Source organism: Rhodococcus sp. USK13, from assembly GCF_018343855.1.
Taxonomy (GTDB): domain Bacteria; phylum Actinomycetota; class Actinomycetes; order Mycobacteriales; family Mycobacteriaceae; genus Rhodococcus_F; species Rhodococcus_F oxybenzonivorans.
Genome location: NZ_CP069242.1, coordinates 883,112 through 904,428, shown reverse-complemented (window position 1 = coordinate 904,428; position 21,317 = coordinate 883,112). Strand labels below are relative to the sequence as shown.

General features: G+C 62.9%; 19 protein-coding genes and 1 pseudogene. 8 read left to right on the top strand and 12 right to left on the bottom strand.

Annotation, left to right across the window (positions count from 1 at the left end; translation table 11 throughout):
* The first annotated feature begins 198 nt into the window (after nt 1-198).
* Complete coding sequence (locus JQT59_RS06980; RefSeq protein ID WP_213575510.1) at nt 199-3,480, top strand: protein kinase domain-containing protein; 3,282 nt, start codon at nt 199-201, stop codon at nt 3,478-3,480.
* Here JQT59_RS06980 and JQT59_RS06975 read toward each other — a convergent pair.
* Complete coding sequence (locus tag JQT59_RS06975; protein WP_213575509.1) at nt 3,477-5,510, bottom strand: helix-turn-helix domain-containing protein; 2,034 nt, start codon at nt 5,508-5,510, stop codon at nt 3,477-3,479. The genes JQT59_RS06980 and JQT59_RS06975 overlap by 4 nt on opposite strands.
* Before the next feature lie 250 nt (nt 5,511-5,760).
* Here JQT59_RS06975 and JQT59_RS06970 point away from each other — a divergent pair, with 250 nt between their 5' ends.
* Nucleotides 5,761-7,344: a class I adenylate-forming enzyme family protein gene (locus tag JQT59_RS06970; RefSeq protein WP_213575508.1), complete on the top strand. Its 1,584-nt coding sequence runs from the start codon at nt 5,761-5,763 to the stop codon at nt 7,342-7,344.
* Nucleotides 7,345-7,426: 82 nt separating this feature from the next.
* Here JQT59_RS06970 and JQT59_RS06965 read toward each other — a convergent pair whose 3' ends face one another.
* A complete protein-coding gene (locus JQT59_RS06965) occupies nt 7,427-8,104 on the bottom strand; it encodes a FadR/GntR family transcriptional regulator (protein ID WP_244372896.1) in 678 nt (225 codons plus the stop codon).
* 412 nt (nt 8,105-8,516) lie between these two features.
* On the opposite strand from JQT59_RS06965, the gene JQT59_RS06960 reads away from it, so the two are divergent.
* The 5 genes from JQT59_RS06960 to JQT59_RS06940 all read left to right on the top strand — a co-directional run bounded on the left by JQT59_RS06960 (nt 8,517) and on the right by JQT59_RS06940 (nt 13,357).
* Complete coding sequence (locus tag JQT59_RS06960; protein ID WP_213575502.1) at nt 8,517-9,731, top strand: amidohydrolase family protein; 1,215 nt, start codon at nt 8,517-8,519, stop codon at nt 9,729-9,731.
* 169 nt (nt 9,732-9,900) lie between these two features.
* Nucleotides 9,901-10,740 carry an HpcH/HpaI aldolase family protein gene (locus JQT59_RS06955; RefSeq protein ID WP_249354185.1) on the top strand — a complete coding sequence of 280 codons (840 nt, stop codon included), beginning with the start codon at nt 9,901-9,903 and terminating at the stop codon, nt 10,738-10,740.
* Nucleotides 10,741-10,771: 31 nt separating this feature from the next.
* On the top strand, nt 10,772-11,872 hold the full coding sequence (locus JQT59_RS06950; protein ID WP_213575507.1) for a thiolase family protein: 1,101 nt from the start codon (nt 10,772-10,774) through the stop codon (nt 11,870-11,872).
* Nucleotides 11,873-11,989: 117 nt separating this feature from the next.
* Nucleotides 11,990-12,988: a zinc-binding dehydrogenase gene (locus JQT59_RS06945; RefSeq protein WP_213575506.1), complete on the top strand. Its 999-nt coding sequence runs from the start codon at nt 11,990-11,992 to the stop codon at nt 12,986-12,988.
* A 3-nt stretch (nt 12,989-12,991) separates the two neighbouring features.
* Nucleotides 12,992-13,357: a cupin domain-containing protein gene (locus tag JQT59_RS06940; protein WP_213575505.1), complete on the top strand. Its 366-nt coding sequence runs from the start codon at nt 12,992-12,994 to the stop codon at nt 13,355-13,357.
* Between the two features lie 291 nt (nt 13,358-13,648).
* Here JQT59_RS06940 and JQT59_RS36745 read toward each other — a convergent pair whose 3' ends face one another.
* From JQT59_RS36745 to JQT59_RS06895, 9 genes and pseudogenes are all read right to left on the bottom strand, one after another.
* Nucleotides 13,649-13,723, bottom strand: a complete 75-nt coding sequence (locus tag JQT59_RS36745; protein ID WP_249354556.1) for a hypothetical protein — start codon at nt 13,721-13,723, stop codon at nt 13,649-13,651.
* Between the two features lie 103 nt (nt 13,724-13,826).
* On the bottom strand, nt 13,827-14,057 hold the full coding sequence (locus JQT59_RS06930) for a hypothetical protein (protein WP_249354181.1): 231 nt from the start codon (nt 14,055-14,057) through the stop codon (nt 13,827-13,829).
* 203 nt (nt 14,058-14,260) lie between these two features.
* The gene (locus JQT59_RS38295) at nt 14,261-14,467 is read right to left on the bottom strand and encodes an alkyl hydroperoxide reductase (RefSeq protein WP_213575504.1); all 207 of its coding nucleotides are present in this window, start codon (nt 14,465-14,467) and stop codon (nt 14,261-14,263) included.
* Between the two features lie 399 nt (nt 14,468-14,866).
* On the bottom strand, nt 14,867-15,016 hold the full coding sequence (locus JQT59_RS37980; RefSeq protein WP_349307031.1) for a DoxX family membrane protein: 150 nt from the start codon (nt 15,014-15,016) through the stop codon (nt 14,867-14,869).
* Between the two features lie 216 nt (nt 15,017-15,232).
* Nucleotides 15,233-15,823 (bottom strand): GTP cyclohydrolase I FolE, encoded by a 591-nt coding sequence (gene folE, locus JQT59_RS06915; protein ID WP_213577465.1) that lies wholly within the window; start codon nt 15,821-15,823, stop codon nt 15,233-15,235.
* Between the two features lie 47 nt (nt 15,824-15,870).
* The gene (locus tag JQT59_RS06910) at nt 15,871-16,497 is read right to left on the bottom strand and encodes a VOC family protein (RefSeq protein WP_213575503.1); all 627 of its coding nucleotides are present in this window, start codon (nt 16,495-16,497) and stop codon (nt 15,871-15,873) included.
* 161 nt (nt 16,498-16,658) lie between these two features.
* A complete protein-coding gene (locus JQT59_RS06905; protein WP_213575502.1) occupies nt 16,659-17,873 on the bottom strand; it encodes an amidohydrolase family protein in 1,215 nt (404 codons plus the stop codon).
* Between the two features lie 778 nt (nt 17,874-18,651).
* Complete coding sequence (locus tag JQT59_RS06900; protein ID WP_213575501.1) at nt 18,652-18,855, bottom strand: zinc-ribbon domain-containing protein; 204 nt, start codon at nt 18,853-18,855, stop codon at nt 18,652-18,654.
* A gap of 91 nt (nt 18,856-18,946) precedes the next feature.
* A pseudogene (locus tag JQT59_RS06895) lies at nt 18,947-19,042 on the bottom strand (FitA-like ribbon-helix-helix domain-containing protein); the annotation flags it as partial.
* Nucleotides 19,043-19,221: 179 nt separating this feature from the next.
* Between JQT59_RS06895 and JQT59_RS06890 the strand changes: the two are divergent.
* Nucleotides 19,222-19,758 carry a DUF488 domain-containing protein gene (locus JQT59_RS06890; RefSeq protein ID WP_213575500.1) on the top strand — a complete coding sequence of 179 codons (537 nt, stop codon included), beginning with the start codon at nt 19,222-19,224 and terminating at the stop codon, nt 19,756-19,758.
* 39 nt (nt 19,759-19,797) lie between these two features.
* Here JQT59_RS06890 and JQT59_RS06885 read toward each other — a convergent pair whose 3' ends face one another.
* Nucleotides 19,798-21,303 carry a protein adenylyltransferase SelO gene (locus JQT59_RS06885; RefSeq protein ID WP_213575499.1) on the bottom strand — a complete coding sequence of 502 codons (1,506 nt, stop codon included), beginning with the start codon at nt 21,301-21,303 and terminating at the stop codon, nt 19,798-19,800.
* Nucleotides 21,304-21,317: the final 14 nt, after the last annotated feature.

Below are 21,317 nucleotides of genomic sequence, written 5' to 3'. Positions count from 1 at the left end.
GAGGGAGTAGCCAGCCGTTAGTGCGAGTTCGTGACGGTGCATTCGAGGATTACGGGGCCGTCGAATTTCCGGTTTGCGGTCTTCAGCCCACGGCCGCCGCACACTGTTGGGGGACGCGTCCAGCGATATCCTGGTGATCCAGGAGGTGTCGGCCGACACCTCATCGAATCCCTCAACAGGGCAAAGAGCGCATCGCAGATGGCGACCGACAATGATCCCTTCGCAACACAGCGTGTCGACAACGCTGTGTTGGTGACGGACCTGGAATCGGCGGGATTTTTCAATGCCGAGGAGATCGGGCGCGGTGGCTTCGGCGTCGTGTATCGCTGCACGCAGACCGCTCTGGACCGCACTGTCGCGGTGAAGGTTCTCACCGCAGACTTCGACGACAACGAGAATCGGGAACGATTTCTCCGCGAACAGCGGGCGATGGGGAGGCTGACAGGGCACCCGAACATCGCGAATGTCCTGCAGATAGGTACCACCGACCGTGGCCGGCTTTTTCTTGTGATGCCCTACTACGCCCGTGGCTGCCTCGACACGCGAGTCCGCCGGCACGGACCTCTCCCACTGGACGAGGCCCTTCGCTTCGGGGTGAAGATCGCGGGCGCCCTCGAAACAGCGCACCGGCTCGGCATCCTGCACCGCGATATCAAACCCGCGAACATCTTGCTCTCCGACTACGACGAGCCCGCACTGGCCGACTTCGGTATCGCGCGTATCCAGGGGAGTTTCGAAACCGCCACCGGTACCGTCACCGGCTCACCTGCGTTTACCGCGCCCGAGGTTCTAGCCGGGAAGTCGCCGAGCCCGGCCTCGGACGTCTATGGGCTGGGCGCCACTCTCTTCTGCGCATTGACCGGTCATGCTGCTTTCGAGCGGCGCAGCGGTGAGCAGCTGGTCGCGCAGTTCGTTCGCATCACCACCGAGCCCGTTCCGGATCTACGGGAACAGGACATCGCTGACGACGTCAGTGCGGCGGTGGAACGGGCGATGGCCACATCCGCACCGGACCGGCACTCCGCCGCCACCCTCGGTGAGGCCCTCCGGCGCGCGCAATTCGACCACGGTTTCGCGGTCGACGACATGGCACTCCACACCGGTTCCGGAGGTGAGCGGCCGCAAGAGGCCCTACCGAACTCCATGGTTGTTCGTCCCACCGGAGGCAATTCCTATCCTGGCCCGACTCGGTTGCCGGGCAGGACGACAGGGAACTTGCCGGTGGAGCTGACTAGTTTCGTCGGTCGCAGGCATGAACTGTCGGAAGTGAAACGCTCCGTGGAAACATCGCACTTGGTGACACTGACCGGTTTCGGAGGCGTCGGCAAAACACGCCTCGCACTCAGGGCAGCTGACAGTATGCGACGCGGATTCAACGACGGAGTATGGCTGGTGGAGTTCGCCGAGCTATCGGACGGTTCATTGGTGGCAGACCTTGTGGCTGCAGCTTTAGGCTTGCGGGATCAACGGGCGAAGAACCAGCGCGACGGCCTGTTGAACTTTCTGGCTCCACGCGAGCTCTTACTGGTGCTCGACAACTGTGAGCAGGTGGTGGACGCGGCGGCAGAGCTGTCCGTAACCCTTCTTCGCGGTTGTCCGCAATTGCGTATCCTCGCCACCAGTCGCGAGCCTCTCGGCATCGCCGGGGAAGTTGTTCTGCGTGTCCCGCCGCTCACCATTCCCGAGCACGTGCCCTCACTCCGAGGAACACCTAGCTACGACGCCGTGACATTGTTCGCCGAACGCGCCGCCACGGCTCTCCCGACGTTCAGACTGACCGAAGACAACGCGGGCACTGTGGCCCAGATCTGCCATCGGCTCGACGGATTACCGTTGCCCATCGAACTCGCTGCGGCCCGGGTGCGAGCCATGTCGCCAGAGCAAATCCTCCAGCGGCTGACCGACCGCTACACGCTGCTGTCCCGCAGCAGCCGAACCGCCCCGACCCGGCAGCAAACTATGCGTCTGTGCGTCGACTGGAGTTATGACTTGTGCAACCCCGTAGAGCGGTTGCTGTGGGCACGGCTGTCGGTGTTTGCGGGGAGCATCGAACTGGATGCGGCCGAGCAGATTTGCGGCAGTGACATGGATGCGCAGGAGGTACTCGATGTGCTGACCTCTTTGGTCGACAAGTCGATCCTTATTCGGGAGGAGTCCGGCGCAGTAGTGCGCTTCCGGTTGCTCGACATCCTGCGGGACTATGGCAGGGAACTCGCGCAGGGAACCGAGAAGTACGCAGATCTGCGCTGTCGCCACCGAGACTGGTACCGGCAGTTGGCGCTCGATGCAGAGTCGGATTGGATCAGCCCCCGACAGCTCGACTGGATCTCCCGCCTGGATCGCGAACAGACCAACCTTCGCGAGGTGATGGAGTTCTGCCTGAGTGACAATCCTGGAATCGGACTGACGATCGCCGCCGCCCTCCAGCCGTTCTGGCAGGCGCGCGGACTGTTCAGCGAGGGTCGGCGCTGGCTCGACCGACTCCTTGCTGTGCCGTGGAAGACTCCGACGGTGGAGCGGGTGAAGGCCTTGCATGCACACAGCGTCCTGGCCGAACTGCAGGGCGACCTGACCGCGGCCTCAGCCTCGGTAGCCGAGGCACGCATGGTGGCCCAGAAGGTTTCCGACTCTACGGCAGATGCATTCGTCGCCCGAGCCGAAGGAACACTCGCTCTGTACCGCGGCGATTTTGCGCGGGCGCGATCACTGCTGGAAACCGCGATCGAAAAGTTCAGCGCTCACGATTTCTCGCACATCGAGGTACTTCACATGCTCGGGCGGGCATGTGACCAGGCGGGTGACGAACGACGAGCGAACGAGTGCTATTCACAGGCACTCGCGATCACCGAGTCCTGCGGCGAGGTCGTACACCGCGCCGCGACCCTCCGGGCATTGGGCATCGCCGCATGGCGACGATCAGACCACCCCGGCACGGTTGAACTGCTGCGGCACGCACTGCAGTTGTCCCGTGAGGTAGGCGATCTCCGTACGACCGCAACGTGCCTTGAAGTCCTTGCCTGGGTCGCAGCCGAGAACAACGATGCGCGGCGTGCAGCTGTACTGATAGGTGCCGCGGAGGAAATGGCGCAGTCCGTAGGGACCTTCACGCTGTGGTTCCCGAACCTGCTCGATTATCACGACGAGTGCGAGCGCAGGACGACGCACGCGCTCGGCGAACCGACATTCGCGGCTTCCCGAAGGGACGGCCGAGGCCTGGGATTCAACGCTGCCATCGCCTATGCCCTCGGTGAGAAAACGCCCACGCCGCCGCCCACACCTGGGGAGACCGCGAAGTTGACCAAGAGAGAACGTCAGATAGCAGAGGCCGTCGCGGAGGGCCTGACCAACAGGGCCATCGCCACCCGATTGGTCATTTCCCCGCGCACCGTTCAAGGCCACGTCGAGCACATTCTGTCCAAGCTCGGGTTCACCAGCCGCGCGCAGATCGCAGCGTGGGTCGTCGAGCAGACTTCTACCTAGCCTTGAACAGAACCGCTCGACCAGCTGCCGGCCGAGGCGGCGCCCCTGTGCGGAGCCGACTGGGCATCAGCCTCCAGTGTGTTCTGATTGAGCCGATGAAGTTTCAGCGCGAGACGGAGTTCGCTCGTTCGATCCACAGTTCTCCAATCGTCTCCCAATAGGTCCTTCAACCGCTGCATTCGCTGTTTCACCGTACTGACGTGAACATGCAGAACTTCCGACGCTGCTGTCGGACTTCCATCCGTTGCAAGGAGGGCCTCGAGAGTGCTCAACAATTCGGTGTGGTGCGCCGCGTCGTACCGGGCCACTGGGGCGAGCGTCATCCGCACGAATCGGTCCACATTCGGTCGATTACTCAGAACCAGTCCGACGAACCCGAGATCCTCCAAGGTGCCCGACATGGCACCGCCCTGTATCCGTTCCATCGCATCACTGCAGGTCACCGCCTCATCGAACAGCTCACGAACGCCGGCTACCGCGCGCGTCGGTCCCGCGCCGGCCACCGATGGCGTCACCCGTCCGGCGCGCGCGATTGCTGAGGACAGCTCGGCGGAATTCGACCGCGGATCATTTCCTGGTATCAGGGCTACTACCGACGACTTGTTTCCGCGCTGGAGGATATGGCTTTGCCCGGCCAAGCCCCCTCGGATCTTCGCTGCTTCGTCTGCGAGGTGAGCGAGCCGACGTTGCTGCAGGGGTGCTCGCACTACATGAACGGTGTACGGCTGACGCAGTTCCATTCGCAGCTGCGCGGCTCGGTGGATCAGGCGGCTGGGAGCTTCGTCACCAGACAGGAGATCGTCGATGAAGTCGTCGCGACGAAAACCCGCGGCTCCGGCCTCTGCCTCGGCCAAGAGTAGAAGCAAAGCGGCGACGACTGCTGCACGTTCGAGGATCTGAATGTCTGGCTTCGCGGGAGTCTCGTCACCTTGGTAGTACAGAATGCCGAGAAGTCTGGCGGCCGCCAAGATCGGGATGGCCACGAGGCTTCCGGACGTTTGAGTGGTCCGCGCGAGAGCCGCGAGACGAATCAACTCGGGAGGCTGCGCAGTTCCGCTGAGGTCACCGGCGTCAGCGAGTAGGCGGTCGTCCGGATCGAACACAGCCAACTCACCGCCGACGATCTTGACGACTTCCTGAACCAGATTGTCGATGTTTCCGCCGGCCAAGGCGACCTGGGAAAGCGTGAAGTGCGCCGTGGTCGCGCGCTCGGACTCGGCGTTACTCCGGGCCAGCTCGCGGTTCGCGTCCTCGAGTGACCGCAATGCAGTCTTGGTTTCCTCGGCAAGCCTCGAGCGTTCGATCGAGATGGCGGCATGCCCGGCCAGCGAATGCAGAAGATCCAGATCCGCTGGAGTGTAGGCACGTTCGTCACGGTTGGCAGCAATCAACGCACCGAGCCGTTTAGATCCGTTCACCAGGGGCACGCCGACGGTCGCAACGATTTTCTCCCGCTCCATGACCCGGTCGACGTCTGGAAAATGAACAAAATTCGGATCGCCGAAGTACCTCGAAACGATCAACGGCATTCCGCTCTCTATTATCCGCCCTGTCATCGCCATCCCCGCCGGTACACGCAGATCGAGAAGCTCGGAAGTCATGCCCCCCGAGGTCGCACCCAGGTAAGCGTATTCACCGTCTCGTTCCGCTAACCAGAGGTAGACGACGTCGGCGCGAAGAAGCCTCCGCGCACGATCGGCAATACCGCCGAGAAGCCTGTCCGGATCGTCTTCCGAGGTGATGTCAGCGACGGTGTCCAACAGGGCGCGATACCGATCATCTCGCGCCTCGTGCTGACCGGCGACTTCTCTGAGGAGAGCAAGCAGGGCCGGATGGAACCCGGGCTCCTCAGCGCTGACCGGAACGTCCGAAGCCGCGCTCAAGATCTCGACGACCGTGCGCTCGACCTTCCCGAGATCCGAACCCGTGCGGGAGACGGCGCGCACCAGCTCAGAGGCGACTCGCAGGATGTTGGTGGCTGTGCCACCCGCGAGATTCTCGGAAGATGTGAGCTGCAATTCGTGTTTCATGATCGCCTCATCTCATCCTGCGCGCATTCAGCCGCAGCAGTTGCCTTCACCATACGGTGTATGTCCACCACGGACCAGAATCGGCGCAAGTACCGTCTCCATCGGACATATCGACACGGACACGACGAACGTAGGCTTCGGCGGAGGCCCGATTGACGCACGAAGTGTAGGGCAGACCGAACACGTTGTGGGTGCTCGACGAGGCACCGAGAACGATCCGAGATATGTACGACAATCTGTGAGGTGCACGTTGGACGCCGTTGCCTGCGCAACATTCGCACGAACCTGGAGCGAGACCGTCGCGGTTCACGCGAGCGAGACCTTCTTGGTCTTCGAAGGGTCGACGAACGACGTCACGCAATGGACCTATGAGGAGTTCGATCGAATCGTCGATTCGACGGCCGCCGCGCTCGAAGAGGCAGGGGCAGTGCCCGGGTCGGCGGTCCACGTTGTCTTGAAGAATTGTCCCGCTTTCGTGGCAGTGTGGCTCGCCACAGCGCGTATCGGCGCCACCGCCATCTTCGCCGATCCGGCGTCCTCCGCCAGGGACATCGCGATGCATATTCGTCGAACGACACCGACTGTGGCGCTGTGCGGTTCCCGGAATGCCGACACGTACCTCCAGGGCGTCAAGCGTGCGTTCGACGAGGGTGCAGCGTCGGCGCTCGATATAGAACTTATTGTCCTGAAGGAAGATTCGATCGACGTGCTTCCTGGCAGCGTCCTGGTCTCCCGCGACCGCCTCCCACGTCTGGTCCACGAACCAGGCCCGCATGACCGACTCGCAGTGATGTTCACGTCTGGAACGACATCCGAGCCCAAAGCTGTTGTACTGACGCAGTGCAACTATGCACACGTCGCCCAGGCGATGGCGAAGGCCGCCGACCTGAGACCGGGGGACCGCTGGTTGGTCACACTTCCACTGTTCCATGCGAACGCCCAATACTATTGCTTCGCTCCGGCGATCGCGGTGGGTGCAAGCGTGGCCCTGACCCACACATTCTCGGCCTCTCAATGGGGTAAGCAGGCCGCCCGACTCGCGGCTACCCACGCCAGCTTGTTTGCGGCCCCGATCCGGATGATTCTTGCGCGGCGTCCCGAGGACACACCCCAACTGAGCCTCACGCACGTCTGGTTCGCTCAAAGCCTCGCTCCCGGTCACTTCGAGGAGTTCGCGTCGATGGTGGGATGTGCACCGCGCCAGCTGTACGGAATGACCGAAACCGTTGCCATGGTCACGGCGGAACGCCCCGAAGACGCGAGTCCGGTCTTCATCGGCAACCCCAGCGACGCAGGACGCAGAACCGCCATTGTCGATCCCCACAGCCTCGAGCCCGTCGAAACGGAGACCCCCGGTCTCTTGTTGGTGGCCGGCACCCCCGGGTGTGACCTCTTTCAGGAATATCTCTCGGACCCGAAGGCGACGTCGGCCGCACTTCTCGAAGAAGGCGGCGAGACGTGGCTACGAACTGGCGACCTGGTGGTGTCCGATCAGGACGGGCGCCTGCGATTCGTCGGCCGGGTCGACGACGTCATCAAGGTCTCCGGCGAGAACGTCAGCCTCACCGAGGTCGAGGCCGCATTGGCGCAGGCACCCGGTGTCCTGGAGGTCGCCGTCGTCCCGCGGCCGGACCCCATTCGGGACGTTGTTCCCGTCGCCTATGTAGTAGCGCGGAACGCGGAGACACCGCTCGACATCGATGAGCTCACCGCCTGGGCGTCGAACAACCTTCCACCGCAAGCATGTCCACGCGATTGGCACCAGGTGGCGGAACTTCCACGAACAAGTGTCGGCAAGATCAGACGCTCACAGCTGAGGTGTGAGGACGCGTAACCGTCACGACCATCGAACATCCTGCAGAATCCGGGGAGCGCGCGCCAGTCCTGGACAGTCGGGGTAGAACGACAGAGGACAATTAGTTCCAGTCCACTACCTGGTCCAGCACCTCGGGACAATTCTTCTCCAACGCGTCGACATAACTCCGAATATGATCACGCATGAGGCGCTCAGCTTTTTCGGAATCACCACTCTTGATGGCGTCGGCGATTTGATCGTGCGATACCGGCAATTCTTCTCGGGGAATCTTCTCGTCGGCGGATTCATCGACATATATGCTGCGGAGTCCGTCCGCGAATAACAGTAAAATCGGGTCGCCGGTGAACCGGGCCACTGAAAAGTGGAAACTACCGGACTCCGCGTTGTCCCCGATCCCGTCCGCCTCGTCAGGATCCCAGGGTATACCCGACTTCACGCGTTCACTCGCGAGCCGAGCCATCAAAGGCTCGACCTGCAGGCGCGTGTTCAGCACATTCCTGAGCGTCAGGCCGAGTAGATGGAAATACAACGATGAAGCGCTCGCAAATTGCGAGCTTGCGACCTGATTTACTCGGGTACCCCCACCCGGGCCGGGTCGAATGGAGATGACTCCGTACATTTCGAGAATACGAAGGGCTTCGCGAAGCGACGGCCGGCTGACCTCGTAGCGTTCGAGCAACTCCGCTTCCGAGGGAAGCCGGGAGAGCCCTTCGTCTCCAATGTCCTGCACGATTCGACCCGCCACCAGTCGCGCAGTCTTCCGGCCAACAACTTTCATAACGCTCATGATAGCCCTCGCCCCAGGGATTACCGCTGCGTGAAGCGATGTAGATGGGTGAGGTCGCCAATTCGTCGGCACCGCCGACGAAGTTATGGTGGCTCAACACATCCCGAGATCGTGCCAACACGAGAACAAACTCGAGAGGCGGCTTGTCCGCCGTGGCCAAAGTGCGGCGCTGACGAACTTGCCAGGAATCGGGTCCGACGAGTAGGCCGCCCCGCTTCGGAGGAATCGATGCGACGGTGGTCTGCGTTCCGGGGTCAGGTGTGCGCACTGCTGCGCAGGGGTGTTGAGCAGGTGTTTCCGTGGGCCGGGGTGGGGGTGGCGCAAAGTGATGGTTGACACAAGACCCGGTTGCTGTAGATCATCTATAGGAACTGTTTCTGAGTCAGCAAAGGAATGTGGTGCCATGAGTAAGTACCGGGTTATCGACACTGATACCCATCTCATCGAGCCGGCGGATCTGTGGACCGAACGCCTGCCGAAGGCGTGGGGCTCCGACGTCCTGCACGTCAAGTGGGACGAGAAGACCCAGTCGGACCTGTGGTTCTTCGGTGATCAACCGCTCAAGGGTGCGTGGACGTGGGCGAACTGGAACTGGAAGAACTTCAACTCCGAGCTGCACGACGGGAGCGGCCCCACCCGCCTCGACGAAGCCCATCCGGCGACCTACGACGTCGACGAGCGCGTGAAGTTCATGGACGATCAGGGCTTCGAGATGCAGGTGCTGTACCCGAACCTCGCCGGGTTCGACTGGAAGCCGTTCGTGCAGCACCCCAATCGGAACCTGGCGATCGCGCACCTGGCCGCCTACAACGACTTCCAACTCGAATGGGTGGCCAAGTACCCGGGCCGGTTCATCCCGATGATGGTGATCCCGTACTGGGACGTGGCGGCGTCGGTCGCGGAGATCGAACGCCTCGCCGATTCCGGCTTCGGCGGCATCGTGACCACCGGTGCCCCGCACGAGCACGGTCAGGCGCCGCTGGGCAGCCGTAAGTGGGATCCGCTGTGGAAGGCCTGCGAGGAGGCGGGCCTGTCGGTCAGCTTCCACACCGCCAGCGGTGACTTCCGCGAGATGCTCAAGCACGACGAGGACGACGGGTTGGTCGGCGGTGTCAAAGTCGCCGCCGACGGACCCCACATCTACCTCGCCAACGCCGTCATCGTCAGCGACCTGCTCGTCTCCGGAATCCTCGCCCGGTTCCCGACCCTGCAGTTCGTCTCCGTGGAAAGCGGAATCGGCTGGGCCCCGTTCGTTCTCGACGCCCTCGACAAGCGATTCCAGAAGAACGGCGTGTTCCGCTCGCACCCCGAGTTCGGTGACATGCTCCCCAGCGACTTCTTCAAACGGCAGGTATCGCTGAACTTCTGGTTCGAACAACTCGACGACTACCACATCGAGACACTCTCACTCAAGCCGTTGATGTTCGAAACCGACTTCCCCCACCCCACCAGCTTCCACCGGCCCACTCTCGAGGAAAACATCGAACTCGTCCTCGGCAACCAGCCCGAAGAGGTCCGCCGCGCCGTCCTGTGGGACAACGCCGCCCGCCTCTACGGCAAGGCCATGGAAAAGCAGGGAGTCAACCCGAACCAAGCCGTGGCCGGCCTGACCAGCTGACCACACCCCACACCACCACCAACAAGAGCCGGGCGCTCTGGGGCACTCCACCCGCACCCGACGGTGCCCCAGAGCGCCCAACCCCACCACCCCGACACGGTCACCACGCCCCACGTTGGTATGCCACCCACTGTCGCATGCCGTTCGAAGAGTGAGAAGAGCTGTTGCCATGATCTTGAGGCGAAACCATCTACTGGAAACCTTGCAAGATGGTCGTATTGCGTTGGGGTGCAGTCTCAATGAGGCGCGCGACCCAGGCATGGTGTACGCCATGGCCGCTGCGGGTGCGGACACGGTGTTCATCGACCAAGAGCACAATCTCCACAACACCGAGACGGTGTTCGACTTGGTCGCGCATGCCCATGCCGCCGGAATCAGTCCGTTGGTGAGGCCACCCCAGATCGACTATGCCTGGATCACTCGATTGCTGGACGGGGGATGTCAATCCTTGCTGATTCCGCATGTGCGACATCCGTCCGAGGTCGAGCGCCTCATCGACTTGGCGTTCTATCATCCAAGGGGTCGACGCGGCGTCGCCTTGGTCGGCGGAGCGGGCGTCAATTATCAGGAGGTCACCAGCGCGACAGACGTCATGCGCTGGGCCAACGAGAATCTGCTTGTTGGGTTGATTATCGAAACCCCGGAAGCGGTCGAGGCGTTGGACGAGCTTCTTCTTCCGGGCATCGGCCTGGCACTGGTGGGGCACGGGGACCTTGCCCAATTGTATGGAGTGCCCGGAGATCCGCGACACCGCCTTGTGCTCGAGGCGCAGGAACGGGTGCGTGCGCTTTGTGCCGAACGCGAAATTGCCTACGGCGTGTTCCAACCGAGCCCCCATCTTATTGCCTCCGAGGTTGAACTGGGAGCGCAGTTGATCGTCCATGGTGGGGTCTTCTCCTTCATCCGCAAATCGGTCGGGGATTTTCGTAGGAGTGTCGAAGGGGCCCTGACTGCGGACTCGACATCGGCGATGGTCCAGCCCTGCGGCCTACCTTCAGTGCACCGTTGAAATATCAGAGTGTGGAGTTCGAGGTAATCCGATGACTAACGAAGTAGTAATCGTCGAGGCAGCGCGATCGCCGCTCACCCAGCGGCAGAAGTACGGCAGAACCTACTGCGAGCTCACGGTGGAAAAGCTGTTGGACGTCACCGTCAACGGCCTACTGCAACGCGCCAAGATCGATGAGGACGTTGTCACCACCGTGATCACTGTGGGTGACGGGGCAGCGTCGCGCCGGTATGCCGAATCGTGGCGGAATGTGTTCGATCATATCGATCTGCACGAGACGATTTCGTCCACTTCTGCAGTCAAATTGGCCAGTGAAGCGATCAACGATGATCCGCGAAGGGTGGTGCTGGTGGCGGGAGCGGTTGGCGGGCATTCTCTCCATGAGCCTGGGCAAGCTGCGGGTCAGCCGACGCCGCGGGGAGCGGACCTATGGTCCATCACGCGAAAGAAGCAAGGCGACTTTGCTTTCGCGTCCCACCGACGCGCCCGGGAATGCGCCCTGTCGGGCGATTTTCGACGCGAGATCATCCCTCTCGAAGTTCACCTCGACCACGAAATGACCGAGTTCATCGCGAGCGACGAGCTTCGGCAGGTGCCCGAGCCGCGCGGTGCCCTTACGCCAGCCGGTGCGCCGGCTTCGAACGGTGGAGCCGGCCACGATTGTCGCGCCTCCCATCACAACGCTCGTGCCGCGAGTGGCGCCGGCGCGCTGGTGCTCACGAGCGCCGCCCGCGCCGACGACCTGGGATTGCACCCTCGCGGGCGTCTGGTGGGAGTCGAGATGCTGTTCGACACGCCGCTGACGAATGTATCGGTCTCTCAACTTGAATCGGTGCGTTCGTATCTGCGGGCACTCGAAGTTCCGCTCAACCGGATCGATCAATTCGAGGTTCCGGAAGAGGTGGCGGTGACACCGCTGATCTGGCTCGAGCAGTTCCGCCTGAATCCCTACATGCTAAATCCGCGGGGTGGGGCGTTAGCCTTCGGTCACCTGGGTGGACTCGAAGGAATTCGGTGTGTGACAACCATGCTCAGCGCCCTGGAGGATACCGGCGGAACCTACGGCGTGGTGGCCACGTCGGATCCCGAAGGATCCGGCGTCCTGCTCGTGGAATGCCTGAACAGCCCCTGACCGCGCGGGGCTCAGCACGGATTACATGCTCTGCAACGGCTGTCGCCACGGCAACCGCATCTGGCGGTCCTCGCCAGTTTCGATTTTCAAGATCAAGAGGGGTTGAGAATGAAGGCAATGGTCATCGATCGAGAGTCGAATAGCCCTGGACTGGATCTGGTCGATGTGGTTCCACCCGAGGTAGGGGACACACAGGTCCGCATCGCGGTGCGAGCGGCTTCGGTGAACCGCGCCGATCTGGCCCAGCTCGCCGGAACCCATACCGCTGGGGGTGGTGTACCGCAGGTCCAGGTGGTGGGGCTCGACGCGGCGGGGGAGATCATCGAAGTCGGTCCGGGTGTCACCGACTTTGCGCGAGGCGACCGCGTGATGACGATGGTGGCTGGTGGTCTGGCGGAAGAGGTGGTGGTGGATGCCTCGATGCTCATCCCGATACCGACGAACTGGAGCTACCCCGAAGGAGCTGCGGCAGTATTGGGCTTCATGACAGCCCACAACGCGTTGATGACAACTGCGCGGATGACCGGGGGCGAATCGGTTGTGATACACGCCGCGACATCCGGCGTGGGCATGCAGGCCGTCCAGCTGGCTCGTTACTTCGGAGCCCGGCTCATCGTCGGTACCACCCGTTCGGATCGAGGCCACGCGCTCCTTGACGCCCTGGGGGTCGACGAAGTGATCAACACCAGTGCAACCGATTTCGCCGCGAGAGCGCTGGAGATCACCGCCGGCAACGGGATCGACATCGTTCTCGACCACGTCGGTGGCAGCTACCTTCCGATGAACATTCAGGCCGCGGCAGTGAAGGGCCGAATCGTGGGGATCGGACGCCTCGGCGGAACGGAGGGGCTCCTGGATATGGAGGCGCTGGCATTCAAACGGATCGAATTGGTCGGCGTGACATTCCGCACCAGGACTCCCCAGGAAAGGGCGGAGATCGTGCGCGCGTTGCGGCGAGACATTGCACCCTTCCGCCCGCATGCCGCCCACCGCGATATCCACGAAACGCTCCGCCCGGTCGTCGCCCGCGTCCTGCCCTGGAGCGCAGCGGATCAGGCCTATCAATTGATGTCTGACAACGAAGTACTTGGCAAAATCGTGCTGGAAGTGGGTTGACATATGCAGGCCAACATCTTCGATTTGAATGAAACGATCGGTTTCAAGCCCGTGCAGGGGATGGATGGGCGTGCCGTTTTCGGCGCACATATGCAATTGACCTATGTCACCTTCGAACCCGGCACGGTGGTGCCGATCCACTCCCATCCGCAGGAACAGATCGGGTTACTCCTCCGCGGCGACGCGACACTGTTGCTCGACACCGGCGAGGTGCAGTTGACCGAGTTATCCAGCTACGTGGTGCCCGGCGAGGTGCGACACGGCCTGGTCGTCGGCTGGGAGGGCGCTGTGTTCGTCGAAGCGTTTCATCCCCTGCGGCAGGACTATGTCGATGCCGCCCGCGGGAAAGATGTGGTGCCGTTCCAGTGAGCCCGAGTCGGGCGGGTACCACCGAAAAGTCGCCCTCGCTATGACCGTCGTGCCGAATGCTGCTGCGCCAGTGCCTGCCTCGTCATGGATGTGAGCGGTTGCGGGTGGCGATTGGGTTGCGATGTGGCACGCCCCGAGGGAGGGAGATTCCGAGGACCTCGCTGGCCTCGGCGCTCGAACTGGCACCCTCCCGCAGGATAGCGGGGTGGGCGGCGGAGGTGAGGTCCACAATGGTGGAGGGCAGACTGTCGGTCGTGCCGCCGTCAAGACAGGACCGAGGCCGGCTTGTCACTACCGCGCTGTTTTTTCAGCCAACAAGGCGTGCACGGCCTCCCGGTCGAAGGCGTCTGAACCTGCCGCGTACAAGGTGTCGGTGGGGAAAACGATCAGGCGACCTGAACGGAGCGCGTCACCCGCGTGAGAGAGTCCGCGCTGCCTGGCCTTCGGGACGTGGCAGTTCAGCGGTTGGTCACCGTCGAGGGCTCATCGCCGCTGATGTAGCGGTGTCCGAACGCGTCGGCAGTTCCACCGACAGGAGGCGCTGGCTGACCTCGATCAATCGATCTTCGCGACAGGCCGCGGCAACGATGAACTTTCTGAGCGCACTGCGGGCGTCGACCAACTCCCAGAACATGACATCAGTGGGCGCGTCCACTGGTGAGAGCTTCGCGTATTGCGTCATCAATTCATCGATGCTCATCGCAGGTACGTTCCGAATATCTGCGAGTAGCCGATTTCGGTCCCATGCTTTGCCGGCGAGGCCTGGCCGTGGTGTCCTTGACAGGCACGTCATTCTTGCTGACAGCACCCCGGCGGCGTACGGGACGACTCGTCGAGCAATGATGACCTTCGCGGTCTTCGCAACGGCAGTGGCAGTCGCCACAATTTCTCGTCCGGCCATGATTAAACGCTCCTACTCGAGAATGCCCCCGGCGAGATGGTGGGGTCGCCCCTCTTCCAGTTGCAGGTGCACAGCTGTTCGGATTGCAGGGCGTCGAGGACCCGGACGGCATAGTCGACCTTGCGGCGCGGGGAATTTGAGAGGTCGTCAACGATGACAGCGGTTCGGTTGTAGGCGGGAACCTGATCACCGATGGTCAGCAGGGCCATGGGAGTTCCTTTCGGAGGGCCTGGGCGTGGTCGAGCTACGGTGGCCGGATCAGCCGGCTCGTTCTCTCGGCTCTACCGTGTCGAGATCGGGCGTTCGCGGTTGAGCGTCTGGCGGGGTACGTCGGGGACTTTTCCAGAACACGGACGTGTGGCTTGCCGCCGATGCCGCACCCACGATCAGTGTGGCAAATGCGGCTCTGCCACCGCGGAATCGTCCGAGCCGGAGATGCCGATCCAGACCGAACATGCCGGCGGGGAGACTGACAAGCGCCACACATCCGGCGGCAAGGCCCGCTGCGTACTCATATCCCTCGGCCGTGATGAAAAACCCGTTGGGGGCATGCACGGTTCGGATCGCTACACCCATCGTGCCAATCACCGCCGCCGCTGCCACCGGGGTCATGGTCCCCGCGATAAGGGCGCTCCCGAGAGTATTTCGACGCCGGCACTGGTGGCTGCCTGAAACTTGGGATCGCGGAACCCGATCGATTCGAACCACCGCGTCGTGCCGTCGAGCGAGCGAGCGTGTTTTACTCCGTGTGCGACCATGGTCGCTCCGATAGTCGTTCTCAATAACAGTTCCGCGATGTCAACGCCACCAAACACGCGTTTCTGCCTGACTCGATCCGACTCAGCTCTCATGGATACCCCTTGGGTTGTGCTGTTCCACCTCGGCGCGCCGACCTGTGAGGACCTCGGTGACGCGACGGGCATGGCTTTGACGTTTCGACGATTTACCGGAAGGAGCAGGTTTCCGTCGTGGCTCTAGACGCCTGTCAGCGCGAAGAACTCTTGGCGTGATCGCGGATCATCGCGCAACGATCCCGACAGCGCCGAGGTGACGGTGGTAGAGCCGATGGCGCGTATCCCGCGCATCGACATACAGCTGTGCTCGGCTTCGATCACGACCCCCACACCCTTCGGCGCGAGTTTTGTTGTCAAGCAATCCGCGACTTGCTTCGTGAGTCGTTCTTGCACCTGAGGCCGACGGGCGAAGAACTCGACGATGCGGGCAAGTTTCGACAGGCCGAGGACGCGTTCGCCCGGCAGGTATCCGACATGCGCGACACCGCTGAACGGCAACAGGTGGTGTTCACACACCGAGCGAACCGGAATGGATTTTGCCACCACCAGCTCGTCATACCCTTCATCGTTCGGGAAGGTCGTCAACTCGAAAGAGTTGGGGGTAAAGAGATCAAGGTAAGCCCGTGCCATCCTGCCGGGTGTATCTCGCACACCGCTGGCGCCGGTATCGATCCCGAGCGCGTCCAGAAACGCGCGCGCAGCGGACTCCGCAGCGACCAGATCCGCGTTCCGCGGATCACTTACGCCGGCCAAGCCGTCGTATAGCAGCAAATCGATCGATTGCGTCGAGCTAGCCTCGACTGCGCTCCTTGTCTCCGTCACGCCGGGTTCACGCGGAGGGCGGGGACAGGGTTGGGATCGCGGAACCAGTCCGTCGGTCGGTGAGATTCCCACTTCGGGTTGCCGAGGTCGAAGGTGGCAATTTCGAGGGGGATCCCGTCCGGGTCGTAGAAGTAGAGGGACTCCACCCACGCCTCGTGATCGCGGGCGATAATCTTGCTCGTCTTGACACCGCAGGCCTGCAGGTGGTCCCGGAACCACACCACGTCGTCGTGACTGTCGACGTTGAATGCGACATGGTCGAACTTTCGCGGAGTCCATTGGTTTTCTGGAACGCCGGGCCACAACCATTCGGCACTGACCGAGGGCTCTGCGGTCGTGGGTGTATCGCTGATGCCAGCTCCACCTACCACAATGAGCGACAGCAGGTTCCCGTTCCCCATATCAAGAAAGGTGTTTTTCAGGATCTGGTATCCGCGTCCGGGCGCCGGATAGTCCGCGGTGGTGCGAACAACGGTCAATCCCAGGATGTCGCGGTAGAACCGGACACTGGCGTCCATGTCGCTGACGATCAGTTGCAGGTGATTGACACCGGCGAGGCGGCCTGTCGCAGCACCGGCCTGTGTCAGGATTTCCGGCTTGGAATCCGTTGTCTCGGTGGTCATTTATGCTTCCTCACATTGTTTCGAAGAGGTTCCTCGACATAATTCGCACGAGTTCGAGGAACCGTGTCGGGGTGGTGGGGTTGGGCGCTCTGGGGCACCGTCGGGTGCGGGTGGAGTGCCCCAGAGCGCCCGGCTCTTGTTGGTGGTGGTGTGGGGTGTGGTCAGCTGGTCAGGCCGGCCACGGCTTGGTTCGGGTTGACTCCCTGCTTTTCCATGGCCTTGCCGTAGAGGCGGGCGGCGTTGTCCCACAGGACGGCGCGGCGGACCTCTTCGGGCTGGTTGCCGAGGACGAGTTCGATGTTTTCCTCGAGAGTGGGCCGGTGGAAGCTGGTGGGGTGGGGGAAGTCGGTTTCGAACATCAACGGCTTGAGTGAGAGTGTCTCGATGTGGTAGTCGTCGAGTTGTTCGAACCAGAAGTTCAGCGATACCTGCCGTTTGAAGAAGTCGCTGGGGAGCATGTCACCGAACTCGGGGTGCGAGCGGAACACGCCGTTCTTCTGGAATCGCTTGTCGAGGGCGTCGAGAACGAACGGGGCCCAGCCGATTCCGCTTTCCACGGAGACGAACTGCAGGGTTGGGAACCGGGCGAGGATTCCGGAGACGAGCAGGTCGCTGACGATGACGGCGTTGGCGAGGTAGATGTGGGGTCCGTCGGCGGCGACTTTGACACCGCCGACCAACCCGTCGTCCTCGTCGTGCTTGAGCATCTCGCGGAAGTCACCGCTGGCGGTGTGGAAGCTGACCGACAGGCCCGCCTCCTCGCAGGCCTTCCACAGCGGATCCCACTTACGGCTGCCCAGCGGCGCCTGACCGTGCTCGTGCGGGGCACCGGTGGTCACGATGCCGCCGAAGCCGGAATCGGCGAGGCGTTCGATCTCCGCGACCGACGCCGCCACGTCCCAGTACGGGATCACCATCATCGGGATGAACCGGCCCGGGTACTTGGCCACCCATTCGAGTTGGAAGTCGTTGTAGGCGGCCAGGTGCGCGATCGCCAGGTTCCGATTGGGGTGCTGCACGAACGGCTTCCAGTCGAACCCGGCGAGGTTCGGGTACAGCACCTGCATCTCGAAGCCCTGATCGTCCATGAACTTCACGCGCTCGTCGACGTCGTAGGTCGCCGGATGGGCTTCGTCGAGGCGGGTGGGGCCGCTCCCGTCGTGCAGCTCGGAGTTGAAGTTCTTCCAGTTCCAGTTCGCCCACGTCCACGCACCCTTGAGCGGTTGATCACCGAAGAACCACAGGTCCGACTGGGTCTTCTCGTCCCACTTGACGTGCAGGACGTCGGAGCCCCACGCCTTCGGCAGGCGTTCGGTCCACAGATCCGCCGGCTCGATGAGATGGGTATCAGTGTCGATAACCCGGTACTTACTCATGGCACCACAATCCTTTGCTGACTCAGAAACAGTTCCTATAGATGATCTACAGCAACCGGGTCTTGTGTCAACCATCACTTTCCGTCACCCCCACCCCGGCCCACGGAAACACCTGCTCAACACCCGTACGGCCGAGACATCTCGTCGGCCGGCTTCGGTAGCGGGCGGGGTTGGAAACTCGAGCGGCAGCCCCACCGTTCGTGGGCCGCCCGATCGAGTCACCGTCGTGAAGCGCTTTGGATGCCAGCATCACAGCCCAGTTGGGTGCCGCGTCTGCCTACGCGGAGGCCGGTCGCCGGCACTGGCTCGATCTGTCGAGGAAGGCAGGATTCTGGGCGGCAGAGACGGGAACGCACTGCGTGCCCCGCCACGAACACGAGTTCGCTGCTCTGCGGCAATTCGCCGATAAGCACGGTCCTGACCGTGCGCAAGTGCTCGACCGCCGCCAGATCCTCGACCGAATACCAATCTCCGGGGAAGACGTCATCGGAGGGATGTACCTGCCGATGGATTTCAGGTCGATCCACGCCAGGCCACACCGTCGATGGCGGAGTGGCTGGAGCAGTCCGGCGTCCACTTTCCACTGGCGCACCGCCGCAATGTTTTTCGACGCCGCTACGATCGACACCTCCCGCGGACCGCTACGGACGAACACGATCTTCGTGTCGAAAAGGCTGCGCACACAGTTTCCCGGCTATGTGGATCTGGACTCTGGATTCGAGGTTCTGCTCGCCGATGCGCGAAAGTTGTTCGGAGTGGACGTGATATGCCCGGTGCCTCAGACCTCGACGGCGGTGCCGCAGATGCCACATTCCTCGAATTGCCGGCGATTCCAGCGTGCGACGGGAACAAAAAATAGCGTGAACTGCTTGGATGCCCGTATCCGTGCCCACTGTGTGGTGTTGTGGCAGCGCGGGCACGTTCGGGTCTGCCCCGCACCGAGGTGTTGCCGCTTGGTGCCGAAACCGAATAGTAAGAACACCGCACCAGCATAGAGCGGACCTCAGTAGACGGTCATCCGCTGGCAGATCAGAAGTTGTCGCCCGGTCGACGGATTTTCACACCGAAGTCGGGAGGATCCCGCGTACCTCTGCTTCGACCGACCGGTGATGCTGCTCGGCGCGCGCCCGCCGGGCGGCCTTGGTTCCCGCGGGAAGGTTGCGAATCAGGATCTGTTCCACTGTGACCACCTCCGATATCACCTGAGAGTGTCGGTGGACGTCGACCCGGACCCTGAACTCACCGAGTCGTAACATCACCACCAACGCTCCCCGTCCGTTCCCGGCGCAGAGCGGAGGTCCGACGAAGCGACACCACTGGCCGGTTCCGAGGAGAAGAAGGTAAGACGATGTTGATCTCGGTGGGGCACGGCCGACTCGGCCGGGAAGAAATGACGACGCTGCTGGAGACGGCCGCCATTGAAGCGGTAGTCGACATTCGGCGATATCCAGGCAGTCGTCACAACCCCGACGTCAGCAGTGAGGCGCTCACGCGATGGCTACCGCACGCCGGAATCGACTATCGCCACGAACCGCGGCTGGGCGGGCGCCGCCGCCTGCCGTCGGGCGAGGAGCGGGAGGACCCCTGGTGGCAGGTCGACCAGTTCGCTGCGTACGCGGCGTATACCCGCACGACCGAGTTCGCTGACGCCTTCGCCGAGTTGGTGGAGCAGGCGAGTCGGCGGCGAACGGCGATGATGTGCAGTGAGAGTGTGTGGTGGCGTTGCCACCGCCGCCTCGTCGCCGACGTCGCCGTCCTCGCCCACGAGGTCGAAGTCGAGCACCTCATGCACGACGGCCGGCTAACTTCTCATCTGCTTGCGGCGGGTGCACGGGTCCGATCCGACGGACGGGTGGTCTGGGACGGTGACCGAGCATCGTCGTGAACGACCGCGAACCGCTCGGCGTGGCCGTGGGTCCGTAGGTCAGGTGCCGCAGAAGGTTTGGAAGGTATCGCTGAATGCACGCGGTGCGGGCGTGGTGTAGTCGGACCATTCGTCGCGGTGGTCGAACGGATGCGTAACGACCTCGAGCAGCTTCTCGAACGGAGCGAGATCACCGCCGGTCGCGGCGCGCAAAGCAGCATCGACCTGATGGTTGCGCGGGATGTACAGCGGGTTGACGCTGTCCATTGCAGCTGCGGTGTCCGCTGCCCCGAGCCCGTGTGCGGTCAGGACGCCGCGCCAGCGTTCCAACCATGCCCCGATGTGCTCGCGCGGTACTTGCTCGCCGAGAGGTGTCGAGTTCCCGCGTAGCTCCTCCGCGAGAGCGCGGAAGGTGCCCGTCCAGTCGGCACCGTGTTCCTCCATCAGCGTCAGCAGGTCGTCGATCAACGCACGCTCGGTGAGCGTGCCGGCTACACCGAGCTTTGCCGCCATACCCGCCGAGTACTGGCGGTCGTATCGCTCGTCGAAGGTGTCGAGGACCGCCGAGACCGCGGTAATCGCGTCATCCACCGTCGAATCCACCAGCGTAAGCAAGGTTTCCGCGAAGCGCGCCAGGTTCCACTTCAGGACGGCGGGCTGGTTGCCGAACGCATAGCGGCCGCCGTGGTCGATCGAACTGAACACTGCAGCCGGATCGAATGCGTCGAGGAAAGCGCACGGACCGTAGTCGATGGTCTCTCCTGAAATGGTCGTGTTGTCGGTGTTCATCACCCCGTGCACGAACCCGGTGAGCATCCACTGCGCCACCAGTGACGCTTGAGCCTCGACCACCGCCTCGAAGAACGCCAGGTAGCGATTGCCGTGACCCTTCTCCGGCAGTTCGGTCAGCTCCGGGTAGTGGCGGGCGATCGCGTAGTCGGCGAGGGGCTGCAACACCTCACCCCGCCGCACCGCGAATTCGAAGGTGCCGACCCGCAGGTGACTGGCCGCCACCCGGGCTAGCACGGCACCGGGCTCGGCGCCGTCTCGAAGAACGTGCCGGCCGGTCGCCACCACCGACAGCGCGCGCGTAGTGGGGACGCCGAGGGCATACATCGCCTCGCTGACCAGGTATTCACGCAGCATCGGGCCAACAACAGCGAAACCGTCGCCGCCCCGCGAGAACGGTGTGCGCCCCGAACCCTTGAGATGCACATCCACTCGTCGGCCGTCACCATTCTTCACTTCACCGAGTAGTAACGCCCGACCATCCCCCAAGAGGGGTACGTACCCACCGAACTGATGGCCGGCATACGCCATCGCCACCGGCTTGGCCCCAGCCGGCGCCGTCGACCCGGACAGGACGGCGACCCCGTCCTCGCTTCGCAGCGCCTCGATATTCAGCCGCAACGACGCGCCGAGCTGCTCGTTGAGCACGAGCAACTTCGGGTCGGGCGCCTGTGCGCCCTGCCATGGCACCGTCAGGGCGTCCAGCTCGTCGGCGAAGGTGCTCTCGAGGCCGGCCATCGCAGCGGTAGTGCCGACCGTGAAATCCGGGATTGCCATCTTTCGAGACTAAC

Coding starts and splice junctions, on each gene's coding strand:
- JQT59_RS06980 (WP_213575510.1), top strand. CDS start 199: ATGGCGACCGACAATGATCCCTTCGCAACACAGCGTGTCGACAACGCT.
- JQT59_RS06975 (WP_213575509.1), bottom strand. CDS start 5,510: ATGAAACACGAATTGCAGCTCACATCTTCCGAGAATCTCGCGGGTGGC.
- JQT59_RS06965 (WP_244372896.1), bottom strand. CDS start 8,104: ATGAAAGTTGTTGGCCGGAAGACTGCGCGACTGGTGGCGGGTCGAATC.
- JQT59_RS06960 (WP_213575502.1), top strand. CDS start 8,517: ATGAGTAAGTACCGGGTTATCGACACTGATACCCATCTCATCGAGCCG.
- JQT59_RS06955 (WP_249354185.1), top strand. CDS start 9,901: ATGATCTTGAGGCGAAACCATCTACTGGAAACCTTGCAAGATGGTCGT.
- JQT59_RS06950 (WP_213575507.1), top strand. CDS start 10,772: ATGACTAACGAAGTAGTAATCGTCGAGGCAGCGCGATCGCCGCTCACC.
- JQT59_RS06945 (WP_213575506.1), top strand. CDS start 11,990: ATGGTCATCGATCGAGAGTCGAATAGCCCTGGACTGGATCTGGTCGAT.
- JQT59_RS06940 (WP_213575505.1), top strand. CDS start 12,992: ATGCAGGCCAACATCTTCGATTTGAATGAAACGATCGGTTTCAAGCCC.
- JQT59_RS06930 (WP_249354181.1), bottom strand. CDS start 14,057: ATGAGCATCGATGAATTGATGACGCAATACGCGAAGCTCTCACCAGTG.
- JQT59_RS38295 (WP_213575504.1), bottom strand. CDS start 14,467: ATGGCCCTGCTGACCATCGGTGATCAGGTTCCCGCCTACAACCGAACC.
- JQT59_RS37980 (WP_349307031.1), bottom strand. CDS start 15,016: ATGGTCGCACACGGAGTAAAACACGCTCGCTCGCTCGACGGCACGACG.
- JQT59_RS06910 (WP_213575503.1), bottom strand. CDS start 16,497: ATGACCACCGAGACAACGGATTCCAAGCCGGAAATCCTGACACAGGCC.
- JQT59_RS06905 (WP_213575502.1), bottom strand. CDS start 17,873: ATGAGTAAGTACCGGGTTATCGACACTGATACCCATCTCATCGAGCCG.
- JQT59_RS06890 (WP_213575500.1), top strand. CDS start 19,222: ATGTTGATCTCGGTGGGGCACGGCCGACTCGGCCGGGAAGAAATGACG.
- JQT59_RS06885 (WP_213575499.1), bottom strand. CDS start 21,303: ATGGCAATCCCGGATTTCACGGTCGGCACTACCGCTGCGATGGCCGGC.